General features: G+C 32.6%; 22 protein-coding genes. 7 read left to right on the top strand and 15 right to left on the bottom strand.

Annotated elements, in window-relative coordinates:
* Window positions 1-173 precede the first annotated feature (173 nt).
* The 9 genes from P0Y62_19070 to P0Y62_19030 all read right to left on the bottom strand — a co-directional run bounded on the left by P0Y62_19070 (window position 174) and on the right by P0Y62_19030 (window position 6,335).
* Window positions 174-353: a hypothetical protein gene (locus tag P0Y62_19070; GenBank protein ID WEK69896.1), complete on the bottom strand. Its 180-nt coding sequence runs from the start codon at window positions 351-353 to the stop codon at window positions 174-176.
* Window positions 354-488: 135 nt separating this feature from the next.
* Window positions 489-956, bottom strand: a complete 468-nt coding sequence (locus P0Y62_19065) for a hypothetical protein (GenBank protein ID WEK69895.1) — start codon at window positions 954-956, stop codon at window positions 489-491.
* Window positions 956-1,921, bottom strand: a complete 966-nt coding sequence (locus P0Y62_19060) for a heme-binding domain-containing protein (GenBank protein ID WEK69894.1) — start codon at window positions 1,919-1,921, stop codon at window positions 956-958. Before P0Y62_19060 ends, P0Y62_19065 begins: the two co-directional genes overlap by 1 nt.
* Before the next feature lie 27 nt (window positions 1,922-1,948).
* Window positions 1,949-2,332, bottom strand: coding sequence for an antibiotic biosynthesis monooxygenase (locus P0Y62_19055; protein ID WEK69893.1), 384 nt, complete (start codon window positions 2,330-2,332; stop codon window positions 1,949-1,951).
* Window positions 2,333-2,355: 23 nt separating this feature from the next.
* The gene (locus P0Y62_19050) at window positions 2,356-2,988 is read right to left on the bottom strand and encodes an NAD(P)H-dependent oxidoreductase (GenBank protein ID WEK69892.1); all 633 of its coding nucleotides are present in this window, start codon (window positions 2,986-2,988) and stop codon (window positions 2,356-2,358) included.
* Between the two features lie 65 nt (window positions 2,989-3,053).
* On the bottom strand, window positions 3,054-3,497 hold the full coding sequence (locus P0Y62_19045) for a nuclear transport factor 2 family protein (protein ID WEK69891.1): 444 nt from the start codon (window positions 3,495-3,497) through the stop codon (window positions 3,054-3,056).
* Between the two features lie 70 nt (window positions 3,498-3,567).
* Window positions 3,568-4,575, bottom strand: a complete 1,008-nt coding sequence (locus tag P0Y62_19040) for a VOC family protein (protein ID WEK69890.1) — start codon at window positions 4,573-4,575, stop codon at window positions 3,568-3,570.
* A 207-nt stretch (window positions 4,576-4,782) separates the two neighbouring features.
* Entirely contained in the window at window positions 4,783-5,640 is an 858-nt protein-coding gene (locus tag P0Y62_19035) for an SDR family oxidoreductase (protein ID WEK69889.1), read from the bottom strand.
* A 116-nt stretch (window positions 5,641-5,756) separates the two neighbouring features.
* Window positions 5,757-6,335 (bottom strand): Crp/Fnr family transcriptional regulator, encoded by a 579-nt coding sequence (locus P0Y62_19030; protein ID WEK69888.1) that lies wholly within the window; start codon window positions 6,333-6,335, stop codon window positions 5,757-5,759.
* A gap of 569 nt (window positions 6,336-6,904) precedes the next feature.
* Between P0Y62_19030 and P0Y62_19025 the strand changes: the two genes are divergently transcribed.
* Entirely contained in the window at window positions 6,905-7,273 is a 369-nt protein-coding gene (locus tag P0Y62_19025) for a hypothetical protein (GenBank protein ID WEK69887.1), read from the top strand.
* A 177-nt stretch (window positions 7,274-7,450) separates the two neighbouring features.
* Here the strand turns inward: P0Y62_19025 and P0Y62_19020 are convergent, their stop codons facing one another.
* Window positions 7,451-8,098 (bottom strand): response regulator transcription factor, encoded by a 648-nt coding sequence (locus P0Y62_19020; GenBank protein WEK69886.1) that lies wholly within the window; start codon window positions 8,096-8,098, stop codon window positions 7,451-7,453.
* Window positions 8,095-8,724 (bottom strand): HAMP domain-containing sensor histidine kinase, encoded by a 630-nt coding sequence (locus P0Y62_19015; GenBank protein WEK69885.1) that lies wholly within the window; start codon window positions 8,722-8,724, stop codon window positions 8,095-8,097. The genes P0Y62_19020 and P0Y62_19015 overlap by 4 nt, the downstream gene beginning before the upstream one ends.
* Before the next feature lie 2,100 nt (window positions 8,725-10,824).
* Between P0Y62_19015 and P0Y62_19010 the strand changes: the two genes are divergently transcribed.
* A complete protein-coding gene (locus P0Y62_19010; protein ID WEK69884.1) occupies window positions 10,825-11,409 on the top strand; it encodes a Crp/Fnr family transcriptional regulator in 585 nt (194 codons plus the stop codon).
* A gap of 299 nt (window positions 11,410-11,708) precedes the next feature.
* On the top strand, window positions 11,709-12,566 hold the full coding sequence (locus tag P0Y62_19005) for a glucose 1-dehydrogenase (GenBank protein ID WEK69883.1): 858 nt from the start codon (window positions 11,709-11,711) through the stop codon (window positions 12,564-12,566).
* 365 nt (window positions 12,567-12,931) lie between these two features.
* On the opposite strand, the gene P0Y62_19000 is transcribed toward P0Y62_19005, so the two are convergent.
* Window positions 12,932-13,684 carry a glucose 1-dehydrogenase gene (locus P0Y62_19000; protein WEK69882.1) on the bottom strand — a complete coding sequence of 251 codons (753 nt, stop codon included), beginning with the start codon at window positions 13,682-13,684 and terminating at the stop codon, window positions 12,932-12,934.
* Between the two features lie 191 nt (window positions 13,685-13,875).
* On the bottom strand, window positions 13,876-14,466 hold the full coding sequence (locus tag P0Y62_18995; GenBank protein ID WEK69881.1) for a Crp/Fnr family transcriptional regulator: 591 nt from the start codon (window positions 14,464-14,466) through the stop codon (window positions 13,876-13,878).
* Window positions 14,467-15,107: 641 nt separating this feature from the next.
* Between P0Y62_18995 and P0Y62_18990 the strand changes: the two genes are divergently transcribed.
* Together P0Y62_18990 and P0Y62_18985 are read left to right on the top strand one after the other, a co-directional pair.
* Complete coding sequence (locus P0Y62_18990) at window positions 15,108-15,668, top strand: TetR/AcrR family transcriptional regulator (protein WEK69880.1); 561 nt, start codon at window positions 15,108-15,110, stop codon at window positions 15,666-15,668.
* A gap of 112 nt (window positions 15,669-15,780) precedes the next feature.
* Complete coding sequence (locus P0Y62_18985) at window positions 15,781-15,984, top strand: hypothetical protein (GenBank protein ID WEK69879.1); 204 nt, start codon at window positions 15,781-15,783, stop codon at window positions 15,982-15,984.
* Here the strand turns inward: P0Y62_18985 and P0Y62_18980 are convergent.
* Entirely contained in the window at window positions 15,977-16,147 is a 171-nt protein-coding gene (locus tag P0Y62_18980) for a hypothetical protein (GenBank protein WEK69878.1), read from the bottom strand. The two genes, P0Y62_18985 and P0Y62_18980, sit on opposite strands and share 8 nt — an antisense overlap.
* Before the next feature lie 364 nt (window positions 16,148-16,511).
* Between P0Y62_18980 and P0Y62_18975 the strand changes: the two genes are divergently transcribed.
* On the top strand, window positions 16,512-17,420 hold the full coding sequence (locus tag P0Y62_18975) for a hypothetical protein (GenBank protein ID WEK69877.1): 909 nt from the start codon (window positions 16,512-16,514) through the stop codon (window positions 17,418-17,420).
* Window positions 17,421-17,507: 87 nt separating this feature from the next.
* A complete protein-coding gene (locus P0Y62_18970; protein WEK69876.1) occupies window positions 17,508-17,804 on the top strand; it encodes a hypothetical protein in 297 nt (98 codons plus the stop codon).
* Window positions 17,805-17,811: 7 nt separating this feature from the next.
* Here the strand turns inward: P0Y62_18970 and P0Y62_18965 are convergent, their stop codons facing one another.
* Window positions 17,812-18,066 (bottom strand): hypothetical protein, encoded by a 255-nt coding sequence (locus tag P0Y62_18965; GenBank protein WEK69875.1) that lies wholly within the window; start codon window positions 18,064-18,066, stop codon window positions 17,812-17,814.
* Between the last annotated feature and the right edge of the window lie 16 nt (window positions 18,067-18,082).

Here is an 18,082-nt window from a genome sequence, read left to right as displayed (position 1 = left end):
ATTTTTATTTTTTAACACTCATTCTCAGCTACTTACATAATTTATTTCACAAATAAGAAATAAAACGCAAACCATTAATAATCAGTACATTAAACACCATTGATTAATGGTTCGACTTTTTTGTCTTGTCAACATAAAAGGAATCGAACCAAATGTAAAATAAGCTCGACTCTCTATAGTACATTAAAATATTTTTCTTTAAGAAGTTGCTTAATAGCAAAATATGATATAATCTTAAAAAAGTCTGTAATCATAATTGCTTCTTCTACAGATAAGTCTATATCATCTTCTTCTTTAAGAAAACTTATTGAATCATAAATATCTATTTTTTCAATTTCTAATTTCTTTTTCATAATTGCTATGACTTAGATAAAATAAACTTTGGTACATAAAAATGTTGTCATTTAATGTTATTATGAAATGTTTCAAATCATCTATAAACATAATATCAATAGCTAAATGATTACAGAATTAGAATACAAAATACACTATTTTGACACTGTCATTTTCTGTTCAGAAATAAAATATTTTCTCAATTTTTCTTCAGAGTCATCAACTTTCGTTTTCTTCAAAGTCTTCCCTTTAAATTTTTCGTAAACAGAATTATCATTGTCAAAAGAAATTTTCTCAACAGAATAAATTTCTTTCGGGATATTTCCACCAAACCAAAGTTCATCAGATTTTTGCCTCCAAGTCACTTCATAAAGAATTGCACCTTTGGGATATTTGAAATCAGAATGTTGTTTTGCATAATCAAAAGCAATTTCATTTCCATACAAAGTTGACATTGTGCTGTCTTTTGGCTTGATCGAGAACGTTATCGGATGCATCAGCAAAGGATTTTCTTTCAATTCGTTGCTCTGTTGGATTGATGCATTAATGTTAAGTAATTCCTGAGACTTTTCACTGCAGGAAATGATTAAAATAAGAATCAAAAACAATCTGTATTTTTTCATTATTTCTGAATTTTTTTGAGTTGTGAAATTAAATACAAAGGCGATGTAAAAACATAATCTCTATCTGCCATTGGCTTGTGACATTCGATGCATTCTTTATCAAAATCCGGCGTGTCTCCATAAGGTTTCAGGTCATTTCCTTTCCATCTTCCCCAAGCCCAACCTTTGGTTTTTTCATATTTTTTCGCATCTTTTACCATAAATTCCACCTGAACAAAATCTCCGGTTGCCACGCTTCCATCTTTTTTCACCAACTGTTTCCAAGCTGTTTTTGCAAATGCAGTTCCATCCGGCCAAGGATTCGTATGTTTCTCCTGAATCGCTTTTACCGCAATATCATTTCCGAAAATAATACGCATTGTTCCATTGTCAAAGCGGTCGGTTGTGCTGATGGCTTTCCAGTTTCGATAATCAGGAATATATTGCAAACCGTTTGGAGAAGGCTTTACAGTCGGATGTTTAAGTTCTCCTTTAATCCAAGAATTGTATTGCTTTTCCGCCGAATTGATTTGTGAACTATCCGAAACTTTTCTTGGAGAAAATGATAATGCATAATTTTTAAGAATTTCAATTTGATGTTCATTCAATTTTGCAGAAGAATGAACTGCGGCATAACTCGGAATTGGCATTTCGCCAGATAAAACTTTATTTATAGCGTAATAAATCGTTGAATTCTGCTGTGGTTTTGGCCACGAATTCCATTTAGAAAAATCAAGCGCTTCACGACCTTCTTTGATGTGAGAATTGACAAAAAAATTAGCCGGTGTTATTTTATCATACCAACGTAAATTGGCTTCCGAAGAATGACAATCAAAACACGAATTTCTGAGAATTGTATTGACATCTTTGGGAACATTCACAAGGTCTTGCGTAGGTTTTCCGTCATTGATATTTTCCGGTCTGAAAAACTGAATAAGCAGAAAACCAGCAAGTAAAAACCAAATCAGTTTATTAATGTTTTTCATTCTATTAATTTAAGAATTAATCATAATCTACAATCGTACCTTTCCGCGAGGGTCGTCGATATGAATTTTTGCAACGTCGTAACGAACTCCTTCTCGGTCAACAATTCTAACATTTTTCACAACCGTACTCAAAGCTTTCAAAAATGTTTCCGAGTTTTCATGACGTTCATAAGCTTCTTCATCTTTCCAGCCTTCCAAAAGATGGAATATATTTTCATCTGTCAAATCCTGCGAGAATGTATAATAAATACAACCTTCCAGCTCGTTTGCTGCAATCATTTCGGGAATAACGGCGTTAATGAAAATCTGTCTATCATCGGGATGTACTTTGTAATAAGCGCTTACCGTGATTCCTGTGGTTTGTGTTTTATCGTGGTTATTGGATGTTCCAATTTTTTCTGAATGATTCATATTATTTTATTTAAAATTAATGATTAAAGAAAAGTCACAAATTCTTCAAATGGTTTGCGTACTTTTTCCAGTTTTAGATTCCAGTCATTTTCCTGGTCTCTGTACCCCAAAGCTAAAAGCATTGAGCTTCTTAAACCTTTTGACGGAAGTTTCAAAAATTCATCAACTGCTATCGGGTCAAAACCTTCCATCGGCGTAGAATCTATTCCTTCAGAAGCGGCTTCAACAATCGCTAAACCCAATGCAATATTTGCCTGTTTGGCAGCGTGATGAAAATTTTCCTCGATGCTCATATTTCCGAAAAATTGTTTTGAAAATTCTCTTTGTTTATCATATTTAGCAGAATCGACATTACGTTTTTTCGTCAGATAATCGAATACGTGATCGATTCTCTCTTTAGAGTATTCATCCCAGACTGCAAAAACCAAAAGATGTGAAGATTCAACTACTTGAGGCTGATTCATTGCAATGGGCAATATTTTCTTTTTTATTTCTGGATCACTGATAACGATGATTTCGTAAGGCTGTAATCCAATTCCTGAAGGAGCCAGATGAGCCGCTTTCAAAATATTATTGATTTTTTCTGAAGAGATTTTCTCTCCCGTCATCTTTTTTGTGGCGTATCTCCAGTTCAATAATTCTATTATATTTTTCATTTGATTTTATGTTTTAAATAAAGGCAAATGATAAGTCATCACTTACCTTGATTAATTTAAAGTATTTAGAAGATGCCTAACTGACCTAAAAGTATCGTTGCGGCAGTGTAACAATGAAATGATTTTATTTTTCCGTTCTCGATTTTGAAAACATCACAACAAGGGGTCTGCATTGTTTTATTTGTCGCCGGAATAGTTCCGGAAGGTAACTCAAGCGGGCCTTTATGAGTTCCGTTTAAAGATAGTTCCACTACTACTGTATTCTCACTTTCCAAGACATAGAGATCATATAATTCCCTGTGCATATCCGGAAAAGCTGTTGCGTAAACATCTACAGTTTTGCCGATGTCCTGGCCGTAATACTTTGTTCCTGCAGATACGTCCCAGAAATAGCCGTCTTCTGCAAAAAGATCTACAAAGCCTTGCGTATCCTGTTCTTCTGCAATTCTGCACAATTCACGGATTAATGTTTCGTTGGCTGAATTTGGATTGATTACTGATGATTTCATACTATTTTATTTTAAATGTTAAAAATTGAGTTTGATTAAATTTTTTGAAAAATGGGAACAAGAATTCTGTTTATTTTTTGTTGTCTACAAAAACATATAATTTGACTGCTTTTCCGTTTTCGAAAACGAAAAGATCCATTCCTGTTACGGCATCCGGTTTTTCGGGAGTTCCGTTTTGCCAGTAGAGTCTTGCAATGTTATGATTAACGTCGACTGCTTTGATGTGAGAAAATTTAGAATTTGGACTTTTCTGTTGCAATCCATCTACAAAACCATTGATTTCTTTGTGACCGACAGCGATAAAGTGACTGTCTACCATTTCAATATTGTCCGCATAGATCTTTGACATTAATGCTTCACGTTTTTTAAGGTCTATCTCGTTCCATATTGCTAAATGTCCTTCTACTAAAGATTTAATTTCATTTTCAGAAAGTGGTTTTGAATCTGATTTTTCAGTTTGGTTTTTCACAGCATCTTTAGGTGACCATAAAATCGTTGCTGGATTTTTTTTCTCGTAGCCTTTTCCGTTCGGGTAAGAAACCAATTCCATTTTAGAACCCCAAGGTGTCACAAAATAGACCCAAGTTTCACCTTCTGTATCTCCCGATGGCATCAAAAACGGTTCTCCCAAGAATTGTACGCCTTTGCTTTTAAGATAAGCTACACTTTTGCTGATATCATTGGTATAAAAAGCAACGTGACTCGCTCCGATATCGTCTCCTCCAGGTTGTTGTGAACTTCCTTTATTGTCCTGATATTCGAATAATTCGATGTTGGCTCCCGTTCCTGCTTTTACCATTTTGAAGGATACTGGACCAGTTTTGGGATTCATACGATTATTCTTTTTCCAGGCATCATCCAAAGGAATCGGACCTAAGCTTGTAATTGCTGAAAATCCCAAAACATCCGTGAAAAAGTTCACGGCTTGTTTCATATCCGGAACGTTGATTCCCACGTGGTCGATTCCTAGAATTCCTGTTTTTTCCTGCGCTGAAGTATTTGAAACTGCTGCTGATAATAAAAGTGCACTTGCTACTGCTGCTGCGTTGGCTTTGATTTGTTTTTTTAAATTGCTCATTGTGATATTTTTTTGTTGTTATTTTATAAAGCAAATCTCCGACATTCAGTGGTCTTCTTCCATTGATAAAAGCTTGAAAAAAAAGCAAACAAATGTCAATGAAATTGAAGGTTTAAGAGATGTTTGAGGATTGGTTTTAATATTTAGGCACAAAAAAAGGTTGAAGCGTAAATTCTTCAACCTTTATCTATTAATTTTTGTAGTTAGTTAATCGCTATATTTCGCTAGCCATTTTGCCTTTAATTCAGCTCTTGCATTGATGAATTCTAAATCGGTTCCCTGCGCAACAGCATCCAACGGAAAACGTAACGGACGAAAACCTTCTTTCATCTGAATTAATTCCAAAATTCCGTCTGCGATGGTTTGTGGATTCATATTGAATTCTTTCATCTTACCGAATAGCGCAGTACCAATGGCATTGAATTGTTCTGTTGCAACAGGGTCATACAAAGTTGCAATTTCTGGTTTGTCTGCATTGACTCCGGCTTTTTCGCCTGTATTCATTTCTGTCGGATAAACTCCGGGCTGGATGGAAACGTTATCGATATTGAATTGTTTTAATTCGTCCTGTAAACCTTCTGTAATGCTTTCAACGCCGAATTTTGATGCGAAATATGGAATCATAAAAGGAGATGTATGGGCACTTGCTCCGGAACTAATATTGATAATCAAACCGCTTTTATGTTTTCTCATAGAAGGCAATACCGCCTGGTAAGTTCTGATAACTCCGTAGAAATTCACTTCAAACATTTGTCGGATTTTATCCAAACTGTATGCTTCCAATAATCCAAAGCCTGAAACAGCGGCATTGTTTACCAATACGTCTATTTTGCCATATTTTTGAAGTACTTTTTCGAAAGCATTGGTGACCGAAGCATCATCGGTTACATCAATTTCAACGACTTCAATATTCGGGAGCGCTCCCAATTCTTTGGCTACGGTTTCATTCTTCCCCGAAATGCCACGCATTCCCGCAATTACGGTATATCCTGCATTGGCAAGTGTTGTTGCTGTTAATTTTCCAAAGCCTGTGCTTGTTCCTGTGATAAAAACTGTTGTGTTCATTTTGTCTTATTTTTAATTGTTATTTTGATAAGACAAAGATGCAGGAACAGCAGGCTTTCTTCCATTGACAAAAGCTCGAAAAAATAGCAAACAAATGTCAATGAAAATGAAATTTTTTATTTCCTGAACATATTTCTACGCAGTCTGGTGAGGGTTTCAGGAGTAATTCCGATGTAGGATGCAATCATATGCTGAGGAATACGATTGACGATGTGAGGGTATTTTTCAAGGAAATTCTGATATTTTTCTTCCGCCGTAAAACTGATATTGGCTAAAATTCTGCCTTGCGAAACGATAAAACTTTTCTGAATAATCTGATTGACCATTTGATTCAGTTGAGGAATTTCAACGCAAAGCTTTTCAAAATCTGCTTTTTCGATTAAAATCAATTCTGTTGGTTCGATTGCATCGATATTAAGGCGGGACGGAGTTCCATTGATTAAACTTTCACGGTCGCCTGTCCAATAATTTTCCGGTGCAAAATTGATAATATGTTCGGTTCCATTCTCAGCAATTGAAAATGTTTTCACCAAACCTCTGCAAATAAAAGCGTTGTAATGCCAAACTTCGTCTTCCTGAGAAAGGAATTGTTTTTTACGAAGTTTTTTCAGCTTGCAGACCGATTCTATTAATTGGATTTCTTGGTCAGAAAGTTCTATTTTGTCGGTAAGGTATTTTAGGAAAATTTCGAACATTGATTTTCAGTTTCAGAACAAATTTAATTATAATTTTCCGGAAATTATAATAGTCCGATAACTATATCAAAGCATTTATAATCGTAGGACTGTAACCAAAATGTTTTTTGAATGTATAGGAAAAATGCGACAGATCTTCGAAACATTCTACAATCAAATCTGCAAAGTTGCTGAAAAATGTAAAATTGATTACTTATCCAGGTTTCTCCTCACGAGATGCTGACTACGGAGCACGAAACTATTAATAAAGATCTTTTGGAGCTTATTATGCCATAATCAGGAATATATACAAAATAAAAAGTGAATCTATATGATTCACTTTTTTTACTTAGGTTCATGAAAAAATAGCCACTAATCAAAAATTAAAGTCAGGCTTCTCATATTTTTAATACTTAAAACTAAATTGCTTTAACTTTCTGGAAGAAATTAGTTAATAAAAAAGTTTTGCAATTCTTATTTAATTGGGCCCAAGTGAACCAAATCATCGATAAAAGTGTTTGAAGATGCGCTCGTTAAGGTCCCTTGACAGGATTATTTAACTCTACAATTCTTTCTAAATCTTCCACTAAATGTTTCGATATTTCTTCGGTTACGGGTACAAAAAGCCTCTGAAATCATTTGATTTTCAGAGGCTTTTGATTTTTAGGATGGTTGAAAAGGTGGCTTTTTTCAATCATTGTACTTTTACTTTATCGTCAGAACTTAATATAGCTGATGGAGTCAAAATTGTTCATTCGTATACTGCTGCTGGAATGTATCTTAAAATGAAAGATGATGTTGCTGTTGGGAAAAACAATCGTATGATTTTAGCTGATAAAGAAGGTTTTGATGAATATCAGGCTTCTATGCTACTTCTCAAATTTCTTATGGTGAAAATAGCAGGCACTATTGGAATGAAGTGGCATTATTTAATTAACATGAATCACATTGCTATTTAAGACAAAGATGAACCACATTCTGAAAAGCTCTATCAAAACACGTTCAATGACTCCGAAAAATTCCAGTTTCGAATGCTAATGGGTCATCACTTAGAACTGATTTTGGCTTTGTAGGTGAAATAAAAGCAGTATACTGCATAATTTCTTGAATCACAATCAATTTTTTTGTTAGAATCCCTACTGATTATACAACCTAAGAATCTCTACCAATTCGGGTATGGATCGTATTTTCAGCTTCTCAAACAACCTGTTTTTATAAGTACTGATCGTCGATGAATGGAGATTCAATTGATTAGAAATTTCTTTAAGTGGAAGACCCTCCGCAAGCTTATTGGCAATTTGCAATTCGCGGTCTGATAATGTTTCAAAGGGAGAATTTTTTGTCGCGCCGTTTAATGTTTCTAAAAAAATCGCTTCTTTTAAATTATCACTGACATATCTGCCCTTACTAAGCATCTCTGTTAAAGCAGTCTCAATTACTTCACTGGAGCTTAGCTTGCTTAGATACCCACCAACACCCATCTTTAAATAACGCATCCCATACAGCTCTTCATCCTGCGAAGAAAATATTAGAATTTTTAATTCAGGTTGGTGAATTTTTATATAATCTATTGCTTCCTGAACACTACCATTAGGCATATTAACATCCATAATGGCCAGATTAAATTCTTCTTTCAGAATGAGTTTGTACAGCGATTTATAATCCTCTACTTCTGAAATGATGGCATCGGGTTTGAATCGTTTGATTGTTTGTATCAAGCCCATACGGACGATACTATGGTCATCTGCTACAGCAATACGAACGTTTACTTTTGAACCCATCATTCTATAAATTTACGTAAAAAAAGAGAAACCGTAGTGCCTTTATTTTCAGCGGAAATGATTTGGATGTCTCCATTCAGCAAGGACATGAAATTTTTTACAATTTTCAAACTTAACCCAACTCCTTTCTCGCCAGCAGTTCCCAGGAATATGGGATTACCATGAGTGTAGATCCCTGACAAATAGTTTTCCTTGATTCCTGATCCGGAATCAATTATAGAAAGCACAACTTGATTACCTTCTGTAATCACTTGTAAATAAATATCTTGATTCGGAAAGGAATATTTTACCGCATTGTTAAAAATTTTGTCTAAAACATATTCGAGTAACACTCGATCGCCCGCAAGAAATGCATTATGTTCTCCTTTAAAATAAAAATTAATATTTTTTTCTTTTAATTGAGCAGCATATCTTTCTTCTAAATAGTGAAAAAGATCCATCACCATAATTTCAATGGGTTTAATCTTAAATTCCCCGTACTGTGTTTTTAGCCAGGCAATGCTGTCCTGAACAGTTTGTAGGTTCTTTTGGGCATCTCTTTTTACCTGGGGCAACAACTTAAAAAAATCTTCCTTACGTATGTTCTTTTGCTCTAGCTCTTCTATAAGCAACAAAAATGTTCCAAACATTTCTTTTGAGTCATGAGACAATATCGAGATCAGTCCGTTTTTGAAATTGATTTCGTTTTCCAGTCTTTCGATTTTTAACTGCAGTTCGTTGACAACATTATCCATAAATCTAATATTAATGCTTAAAATCCACTACTGCCCTTTTAGAACACGGTTAACTATTATTTTTTTATTTCTATGCCAAACCATTCTTGAATCATCATACGGTATTTGTGTTGTAATTAAAATTAATTAATCTCTGATTCAGGTTTGTAGACATTTTTTTCTCACAAAGAGGATTTAATGCCAGTAAATGCAATAATAGGTAATTCGATTGTCTTTTCCAAGACTATTTTTTTGATTTGGTACTAAGAGATGAACGCTGCCAAAGAGAAAGTGGAGGCATCTGAGTATACTTTTGAGAAGAAGACGAATTAATAGAACAAAAAGGCAGGCATATTCTTCGTCGTACTTACGACATGACGTTTATTAGTTATCTGGCAGCAGCACAAACTGATAAATTAAAAACACCGAAATATTTTTTTCTGATCAACTAGGTCTATGTATAATTCTGTTCCTATGATTGATTTTAGATTATATTATCTATACTAAAAACTTTAAAAGTATTGTTAAATTGAGGTAAAGCTATAATAAACATTAATAGAGTAAGTGGTATTTTCCTTTCCAACCAAACCCTTTAAGAGGAGTTTTTGAGGAGTTTTGGATAAAGGAATGTGTGGTATGATGTATTAATTAGATTTGTCCAGAAACATAGATTTTACCTTACATCTGATCGATACTTATTCCCGGATTTTGAATTTTCTCCATATCGGTATCTATACATACAAAATCAAAGGCCTCCTATAGGAAACCTTTGAAACACCAAATCACAAAATATTAATATGAAAAATATTTACTTTTCAGCCGGGAAATAAATTTTGCTAACATCCTGATTCCGGATGTGGCAGCTGCAGATCTTTTTAGGCCAACAATTTGCTAAAAAATAAAATTAATTTTTGATACTATTTAATTCCTGCAGACATATTTTATATTTTATTATCTATTTACTCTAATAAACTCTGAACCTGGTAATGATAATGAGCTGATAAAAGTTATACTTGTACGGCTTCCATTTTCATCTACTTTCAAAATAATTGATTTACAGCAGGGTGATGCTTTAAAATAGTTCTTATAACGTGTTCCACATTTGAAGCACTCTGTTACTATAGTTTCATTTTTTTCCATAATATATCTGATTTAAAAAATAAATAATTTTATTAAAACTCAGTAATTATAAAGCTGTTGCTGTATAAGTTACTGCTTGGGTATATGTCTTCTGAGCCTGAACATTGCTAGTTCCTAATATGATTGCTCCGAAAGTTAAAGCTGCGATTACGATTTGTTTTTTCATGATAATATTATTTTTAATTTTTATTCTTGTTGAATTATCATCTTTTGACATTACAAATCTACAGCAGTGAAAAAAATTTATTTGTAGTGGAACATGGAAGTTCGTGTAGTAAAATAACTACACGGCATATTCGTATGATTTAAATAGAAAAGCCCTCAACACTTTCTGGTGTTGAGGGCTCATATAAAATTTATCATGTTACTTACAGTGCTGTTGCAGTATATGGTACTGTTTTAACTAGTTTATACATCAATGCCTTTCATTATAAAACGATTATTTAATGCTACAATTCTTTCTAAATCTTCTACCAAATGTTTCGTTATCTCTCGGTTTGTACAATAGTTAAAAGCAGTCTATTTTTATAGATTGCTTTTCTGTTTTTTTAGACACTTATAAAAATTAATAATCAATAGTTAAAATCTACATTGTAATAGGTTCGATTTCTACAGTGTTATATCATAAACAGAATCGGACCACTACTTAGCTATTGAAGTTCAGAAATATTGATAATGTGATTTTATAATTACTAGATAAAATCTGTTATAATCTCCTTGTATGTATATGATGAAAGCTTATATACCTACATAAATGTTCACAATAAAAATTGCGGTCATTTTATACAGTTCGACCAATCTACCAATAACCGTTATCTGTAGATTTGAGATAAGTTAAAAATTGAGTAAATTGCAAATCTTTAAGTATCTTTTACAATGTCCAATTTTGAAATATTTTTCGATTACATTCAAGAAATATCAGGCAAAATACTGTCGGAAGAAGATCAACTCTTGCTTACAGCACACTTTAAACCTCGAAAACTTCGAAAACGACAATATTTTTTACAGGAAGGTGACGTGTGCAAATTTATTGCGTTTATAGTGAAAGGTTCCGCCAAGACATTTACAGTAGACGAAAAAGGACACGAAAATATATTGAGATTATCTGTGGAAAACTGGTGGCTCACAGATTTCGAAAGCTTTTACCGTTTGACGCCAAGCCTCTATAATATTGAAGCGTTGGAGGAATTAGAACTACTGCAGACAACAAATGCAGAAATTGAGGAATTTCTCAAAAATATTCCCGCCTTTTCAGCAATGTCGAACATAATCAGTCAGAATAGTACTATTGCTTCACAAAAAAGAATGAACACTATTAACTATTCTGCTGAAGAACGTTATGAGGAACTGGTGAAAAACTATCCGTATTTTTTGCAGCGGTTTTCACAACAAATGATTGCCTCTTATCTTGGATTATCTTCTGAAACTCTGAGTAGAATCAAGAAAAATGCATTAAAATAAATCCTTTGCATAAAAATATCGCAAACCTCCTTCCTCTTATTATAACAAGTTATTAATGAATGTCCGATTCTTTAAAACTTTGATGATTGGTTCTTTCAGCTATCTCAATTTTATTTATTCGAAATCAAAGCTTTTAATAAATCAAAAGTTTTAAGCAAAGATTTTACGCGTTTGCTATTCCACTCCATCCGAAACTTTGATTTTTATATTTTTTATAAACTTCTATTTTACAATTATTTACTAAGATTTCCTGATTAAAGTCACTGGTTTCAATTGATATTTATCATCATTAAACAGTGATGAATATCAATGCACAGCTTGATGTGATGCCGCAACTTTGTAATATAATTCAGAGCGTAAAAAATCTGAAAAGTATTAATCAATTAGTAATAAAAATCATGAGTAAATTAGAAAATAAGGTAGCAATTGTTACCGGTGCTGCCAAAGGAATAGGCGCCGCAATCGCAAAACATTTTGCGCACGAAGGTGCAAAAGTTGTTGTAAATTACGCCTCTAGTAAAGAAGCTGCGGAGAACGTGGTAAAGATGATTACCAATCATGGTGGCGTTGCCATAGCTATACAGGCCGATGTATCCAATGAAGCGGATGTGAGCAGATTGTTTGAAGAAACGCGAAGAGCTTTCGGCACACTTGATATCTTAGTTAACAATGCTGTATCGCAAGGATTTGCACCCATTGAACAAATTACGATAGAAGATTTTCGTAGAAGTTTCGATGTTAATGTATTAGGAACCATATTGACTATCCAGTCCGCTTTGAAACTTTTTGGAGAAAAAGGCGGTAATATCATCAATATCAGTTCAGGAGCAAGTAAGTCGCCACTTCCTAATGCCTCAGTTTATTCTTCAACCAAGGCTGCAATGGACGCTTTCACCATCGCATTGTCTAAAGAATTGGGCCCCAAAAACATTCGTATTAACTCTATTTTACCGGGTGCTACAGATACAGAAGGCGCAACGAGTGCGGGTGTTACAACCGGCAGTGATTATGAAAAGATGTTTATTGAGAAAACACCTCTCGGACGAAGAGGTCTGCCAGAAGATATTGCGAAAGCCACGGTATTTTTGGCTTCTGATGACGCAGCATGGATCACGGGTGAACAAATTTCTGTTTCAGGTGGTATGTATGGTTTCTAAATCATAGCTGCAAAAATGAAAAATTGCAAAGTTTATTCCCACAAAAATGTTCAATAATTAAATTATGGTATTGTCTCGCAAAACAATTCAGTACAGTTTGTTAAAACCTCAGTATTTACTGGGGTTTTTAGTTTTTAGTAAAAAGAAAATATCCAACCAGAAAAAAAGTTCTGAAATTGATAATGTTTTGACATACACATAAATCCTGTTTTTTACTTGAAGGTCTAAGGTAAAATTATACAATAAAAAACAAATTGTGAAATTTTGCGTAATAATGTATTTATCTGTGAATATGAATAAAAATGCCAAATAATTTTATCGTTATTTGACACTTTTGAGACTGGAAAATTGATGAGAATTAACTACTACTTTACAAGATAGGTCATTCCACCATCAACGAGTAGTTCAGTACCAAGCATAAAAGATGAATCGTCAGAGGCAAGAAACACTGCCGCATTGCCAATATCAGCAGGTTGTCCGATCCTACCAGCAGGCACTGCTCCTGCAAATTGCTGCTTTACAGCATCTACCTGCTCAGCGGGGATAAACTTTTCAAATGCTGGAGTATCTGTTGTACCTGGTGTTATAACATTGGCTCTTATTTTTCTGTCTAAAAGATCCATGGAAAATCCTTTAGCCAAATATATTACAGCAGATTTTGCAGCGCCATAAAGGGTGAAAGAGCCATAAGCACGATGAGCAGCATTAGACCCGATAAGAATAACAGAACTACCATCATTCAGATATGGTAATGCTTTTTGAACCGTAAAATAAACAGCTTTCAGATTTAAATTCATTAATTTATCATAATCTTCTTCAGTGGTAGTTGCGACTGTTCCTACACTTCCCGCACCTGCATTGGCAACCAAAACATCAATCTTTCCAAATTTCTCAGATGCTGTTTTAAACACTCTTTCAAGGTCTTCTGACTTGGTCACATCTGCATTAATCCCTATAAAACCATCTCCAAGAAGTGCTACTGCGCTATCTAAAGTTTCCTGATTTCTACCTATAATTGCTCCTGTCGCACCTTCATTTTTTAATGCCTTCGCAATACCAAGACCTATACCGCTGTTACCTCCTGTGATCACTGCAACTTTGTTTTTTAATTTACTCATAATTGTACATTTTAAATTGATCAGATATTCTGTTCTGAATTATAGTACAAAGATATTTCCACATCATTAATGCGTTCTTGACCTGAATCATGAAATACACTTGATCTAAATCAAGTCAAAGATTTGAAGTTTAGGAATTCTTTTTAGAAAGTAAAAGATGGAAAATAGAACAGAAGGAATTAGGGTAAATTTTACTTTGAATTTAATTTTTTCCGCAATCTGCTCAAGGTTTCAGGAGACAAACCTAAATAGGAAGCAATCACATTTTGCGGAAAGCGTTGTAGAAAGTGCGGGTAATTATTGACAAAATCGGCATAACGTTCTTCAGCAGTATAACGGATTATGGTTTGCATCCTTTTTTGATTAGCAATTGCGTTATTCTGCTTGATAACCTCCATCATCGCTGAAAATGCTGGGATAGATTTTAAAAACCCTTCAACTTGTGCATTAGTCGTCTGCAAAACTTCAAGATCCTCCATTGCTTCTATATTGTAGCGACTTGGCGTGAGCTGATAAAAACTTTCAAAATCTGTGAGCCACCAATTCTCGATACATAGTTTCAGAATGTTTTCATTCCCTTCGTCATCCACAGAAAATGTTTTGGCAGACCCTTTCACTATGAACCCGGTGTATTTACACACATCACCTTCTTGCAGAAAATACTGTTTTTTTCTGAACTTTCTGGGTTTCATATGTTTCTCAATCACAGCTTTGTCCTCCTCAGAAAGAATTTTTCCGGACAATTTTTGAATGTAGTCGTAAAAAACTTCAAAATTGGACATTTACAAATATTTATTTGTCTGCAATATACAAAGACACTATTTTAAAAACAAAATCATTTTTGGAGAGAAGCCAAGTGGAAAACGTCTGTTAACCTTTGATAATGAACCTATAATTTGAATTTATAGTAGGTTAAATCTTAAAGCATCTATAAAGTTTAATATTTCATATCTGATGACTTCGAAATTCTTTCTAAATCTTTCAACAAATGTTTCGATATTTCTTTGGTATTGGGAATTTAATTATATAATATCAAATAGTTATCTTGTTTTTTTTATGTATATTATCTATAAATCAAATAGTTAATATTTTATTATTTCAGTTTGAGTCTTCAATAAGAATTTCTGAAACAATTGTTATAAATCGTCTTGAAAATACCACTATATAAGTATAAATCTCTATTTAAGTTTCATTAAAGGTTACGCCGTTTTATTTAAAGGTTTATTGTTGTTTTTTGATATAATATCAAGAAATTATCATTACACGCAGAAATCAGAAAAATTTTAAGTTCTTTTCATACCTTATCTCTAGCAAAATCGTAATCTTATTTAAATCTTTCTCTAATCTCGATGCCATTTTAAAATTTTAAAAAAATAGATAATTCTATCTATTTTTAAATTATATTTGTAAAAAAATAAAATCAATGGCTGGGAAATTGAGCGTTAAAGAACGTATTGTCGAAACTGCATCTCGACTTTTTTATCATCAAGGATTCAACAGCACCGGAATCAATCAGATTATTTCGGAAGCCGATATTGCGATTGGTTCGCTTTATAAACATTTCAAGTCAAAAGAAGATCTTTTGTTGTATTATCTTAAACAACAAGAAACAGAATTTTTTAATAATCTGGAAAATTTTCTCATCAATGAGCAGAATCCAAAAGGAAAATTATTAAAATTAATTGATTATCGCATCCAACTTCAGCAACAATCAAGCTGCTCAGGCTGTCATTTCATTAAAATCAATGCAGAAATTGGCCGAAAAAATAAGGATGTTGAAAACATTGTGAATGAACATAAGCAGCAACAAAGAAATTCTATCCATACTATTATTTCATCAATTGAGCAGAATTCTGTTTTGAACGACCAACAATTAACAAATATGATTTTCCTGATGATTGAAGGTGCAATTGTTTCCAGCAGTATCAAAGGAACTACACAAGACCTTGAAGATATTAAAGGTATAATTCCTCAAATGTTATAATTTTTTTAGGCAACTATATACTTCAATGTACCAAGCGTATGTAATAAAAATTTATTATACTTAGTATGACATTATAAATTTTATTACATACATTTATCAAAAACTAATCATTATGATAACAAACGAAGAATTTTTAAAATATGTAGATGATTATAAAAAATTCATAGGTCAGGCAAATATTGACATGAATGATTCTAAAAATTTAGCATTATTTTTCCAATATTTGCAAACACGTAATATTCTGGAAGTACGATTAAATATTGCTGAACAAAATGTAGTGTTAACTGAACTTATAAAGCTTATAAAATCTAAGTAAGTTTAAATGTACTATCAATATGCATTTTAACAAATTCTAAAATTTCCTCAATTTCATTGTGTGTTTTGCCCTTTAGCTGTTCTGCAAGCTTAACAGCTAAATTTTTATGTTCTGATTTTTCAAATCTTTCTTCGCTAGAAAGAAAACGTTTAGTGTTGTCCATAATATAAATTGTTTATTAAGTTATAGTATTATAATACATTAATTTGTATAAAGTTTAGGCATTATTTAACAAAAGTTTTCACGCGTTATAAAAATTGAATATTTTTACAATCTAAATTTTAACGATAAACACGAAAGTGTCTAATACATTCTCTTGAATAAAATCTGGTAAATTTTAAACTGGGGAGAATATGTTAGCAACTCTCATGTCATTATATATGGCGTGAGGGCATTGCTACTTATTTTACCCAATGGTTTACCAGAGCCTATTCAATAAAGTAAGTTTAGCAACCCTCACGCTTTCGTTTTAGAAAACTTTAATAATTATCTTCTTTGAGGGTGTGAAGTATCTAAACATTTATGACATGAGAAAAAACATTCTCTACCTTAGTAGTATCATTTTATCAATTACAAGTGTTAGTGCACAAGTTAAATTGTATAATGCAACATTACCTTATTTCAATAAATCAAAATTAGTAAAGCCTGCAAAAACAGTTAGGAATGTTAATAGGTTTACTAATCGACCTGTTAACATTATTGAATATAATTCAATGGGACAATTAAACGGAGTAAACATAGAATATCGAAATGATACCAGTGTAGGACTTATTAGATATTATCATAATAATACTTTAGTTTATTCAGCTCAGCCATTTATGAATGGCAGTAGTATGGAAAGAGTTTACAATTATAGTGATAATGGCAGTTATGATGGTCCACAAGTTTACACTTATCTTAATAGTACTACTAATAAATGGACGACTACAAAAACAGTATTTAACAATGGTAGACTAACAAGTATTGATGATAAACTAAATTTTCCACAGTACACAGTCAATTTTAACAATGGTAAATTGAATGGTGAATTTTACTTCTTTGATAGTTCACAATGTTCTTGTTACTATTATGGCACTGCAATAGAAGGTAAAATCAAAACAATTATGCAAATTGACATACGAAAAGACTTATCATTTAGAAATAAATTTTACGTTTTTAATGACAAATCTATTAAAAGTACTTCTATAAATGATTTTCAACAACCAAGAGAAGAAGAATTTAAAATTAATGAAATGCCAATTGTTGTAGAAAATGCTAATGTGCATTTATCTAATGACAATCTAAGAATTGTTTTTGATGAACAAGTTGATTGGATGCAGTCACTAAAGCAGAAATCAGCAAATGCTAAGTATGATGCAGATGTTAGAAAGATTGATTTATCAGATGCTACATTTGGTGCACCAAGTCCGGTTACTATACCGCAGAAACAGCATTAAACAAATATCCCACACAAATTTGTGCGGGATATTTGTTTATTTCAAATTGTTGTGATATTTTTGGGTGGATTTAAAAACTTATAAATTATGTCAAAATTTATAATTTGTGTAGACTTATATTTATCTGATAAAAATAGTTTAAGCGATTATGGTAAATTGAAAACCAAGATGTTGGAAAATATTAGTTTTTCACACAAATTTATAGATGATGAAAATGGTAAAGAATATAATTTGCCTATAACTCAATATTTATATATCGGAGAAATTACTGATTTAGGAGAAATTAAGGAAATTGCCGAATCTATAGTTAGTAAAATTAATAGACCATATTTTATAACAATTGCCGAATGCATAAGCATACTAGGTGTTGGACATGAACAATAAAACATTACTATTTAGGGTCATCATACTTACCATTTAAAATATCCTCTTTATTTTTGGTATAAAAATCATGATGTAAGCGATAAAAAATATCTTCGTCAGGTTCACTAACACCTACTACCATATTTTTTAATTGTTCTGGTTTTCTTATATTATTTAAATTAAATGGAAATGTAAAGAAACCTCGCATTTTAAGTTCTTCAAATAATTCAACATTTGTCATATCAGACGCATGTTTTACTACAAATGTTTTGTTCGTGCTCATAATTTGTTGTTTAAAA

The sequence above is a fragment of the Candidatus Chryseobacterium colombiense genome, from assembly GCA_029203185.1.
GTDB classification, from domain to species: domain Bacteria; phylum Bacteroidota; class Bacteroidia; order Flavobacteriales; family Weeksellaceae; genus Chryseobacterium; species Chryseobacterium colombiense.
The sequence above is the reverse complement of the archived record's forward strand: the minus strand, read 5'-3'. Positions and strand labels throughout refer to the sequence as shown.

Bases quoted from the DNA above. Each gene is read 5' to 3' on its own strand.
- P0Y62_19070 (WEK69896.1), bottom strand. From the start codon at position 353: ATGAAAAAGAAATTAGAAATTGAAAAAATAGATATTTATGATTCAATA.
- P0Y62_19065 (WEK69895.1), bottom strand. From the start codon at position 956: ATGAAAAAATACAGATTGTTTTTGATTCTTATTTTAATCATTTCCTGC.
- P0Y62_19060 (WEK69894.1), bottom strand. From the start codon at position 1,921: ATGAAAAACATTAATAAACTGATTTGGTTTTTACTTGCTGGTTTTCTG.
- P0Y62_19055 (WEK69893.1), bottom strand. From the start codon at position 2,332: ATGAATCATTCAGAAAAAATTGGAACATCCAATAACCACGATAAAACA.
- P0Y62_19050 (WEK69892.1), bottom strand. From the start codon at position 2,988: ATGAAAAATATAATAGAATTATTGAACTGGAGATACGCCACAAAAAAG.
- P0Y62_19045 (WEK69891.1), bottom strand. From the start codon at position 3,497: ATGAAATCATCAGTAATCAATCCAAATTCAGCCAACGAAACATTAATC.
- P0Y62_19040 (WEK69890.1), bottom strand. From the start codon at position 4,575: ATGAGCAATTTAAAAAAACAAATCAAAGCCAACGCAGCAGCAGTAGCA.
- P0Y62_19035 (WEK69889.1), bottom strand. From the start codon at position 5,640: ATGAACACAACAGTTTTTATCACAGGAACAAGCACAGGCTTTGGAAAA.
- P0Y62_19030 (WEK69888.1), bottom strand. From the start codon at position 6,335: ATGTTCGAAATTTTCCTAAAATACCTTACCGACAAAATAGAACTTTCT.
- P0Y62_19025 (WEK69887.1), top strand. From the start codon at position 6,905: ATGTTTCGATATTTCTTCGGTTACGGGTACAAAAAGCCTCTGAAATCA.
- P0Y62_19020 (WEK69886.1), bottom strand. From the start codon at position 8,098: ATGATGGGTTCAAAAGTAAACGTTCGTATTGCTGTAGCAGATGACCAT.
- P0Y62_19015 (WEK69885.1), bottom strand. From the start codon at position 8,724: ATGTTTGGAACATTTTTGTTGCTTATAGAAGAGCTAGAGCAAAAGAAC.
- P0Y62_19010 (WEK69884.1), top strand. From the start codon at position 10,825: ATGTCCAATTTTGAAATATTTTTCGATTACATTCAAGAAATATCAGGC.
- P0Y62_19005 (WEK69883.1), top strand. From the start codon at position 11,709: ATGAATATCAATGCACAGCTTGATGTGATGCCGCAACTTTGTAATATA.
- P0Y62_19000 (WEK69882.1), bottom strand. From the start codon at position 13,684: ATGAGTAAATTAAAAAACAAAGTTGCAGTGATCACAGGAGGTAACAGC.
- P0Y62_18995 (WEK69881.1), bottom strand. From the start codon at position 14,466: ATGTCCAATTTTGAAGTTTTTTACGACTACATTCAAAAATTGTCCGGA.
- P0Y62_18990 (WEK69880.1), top strand. From the start codon at position 15,108: ATGGCTGGGAAATTGAGCGTTAAAGAACGTATTGTCGAAACTGCATCT.
- P0Y62_18985 (WEK69879.1), top strand. From the start codon at position 15,781: ATGATAACAAACGAAGAATTTTTAAAATATGTAGATGATTATAAAAAA.
- P0Y62_18980 (WEK69878.1), bottom strand. From the start codon at position 16,147: ATGGACAACACTAAACGTTTTCTTTCTAGCGAAGAAAGATTTGAAAAA.
- P0Y62_18975 (WEK69877.1), top strand. From the start codon at position 16,512: ATGAGAAAAAACATTCTCTACCTTAGTAGTATCATTTTATCAATTACA.
- P0Y62_18970 (WEK69876.1), top strand. From the start codon at position 17,508: ATGTCAAAATTTATAATTTGTGTAGACTTATATTTATCTGATAAAAAT.
- P0Y62_18965 (WEK69875.1), bottom strand. From the start codon at position 18,066: ATGAGCACGAACAAAACATTTGTAGTAAAACATGCGTCTGATATGACA.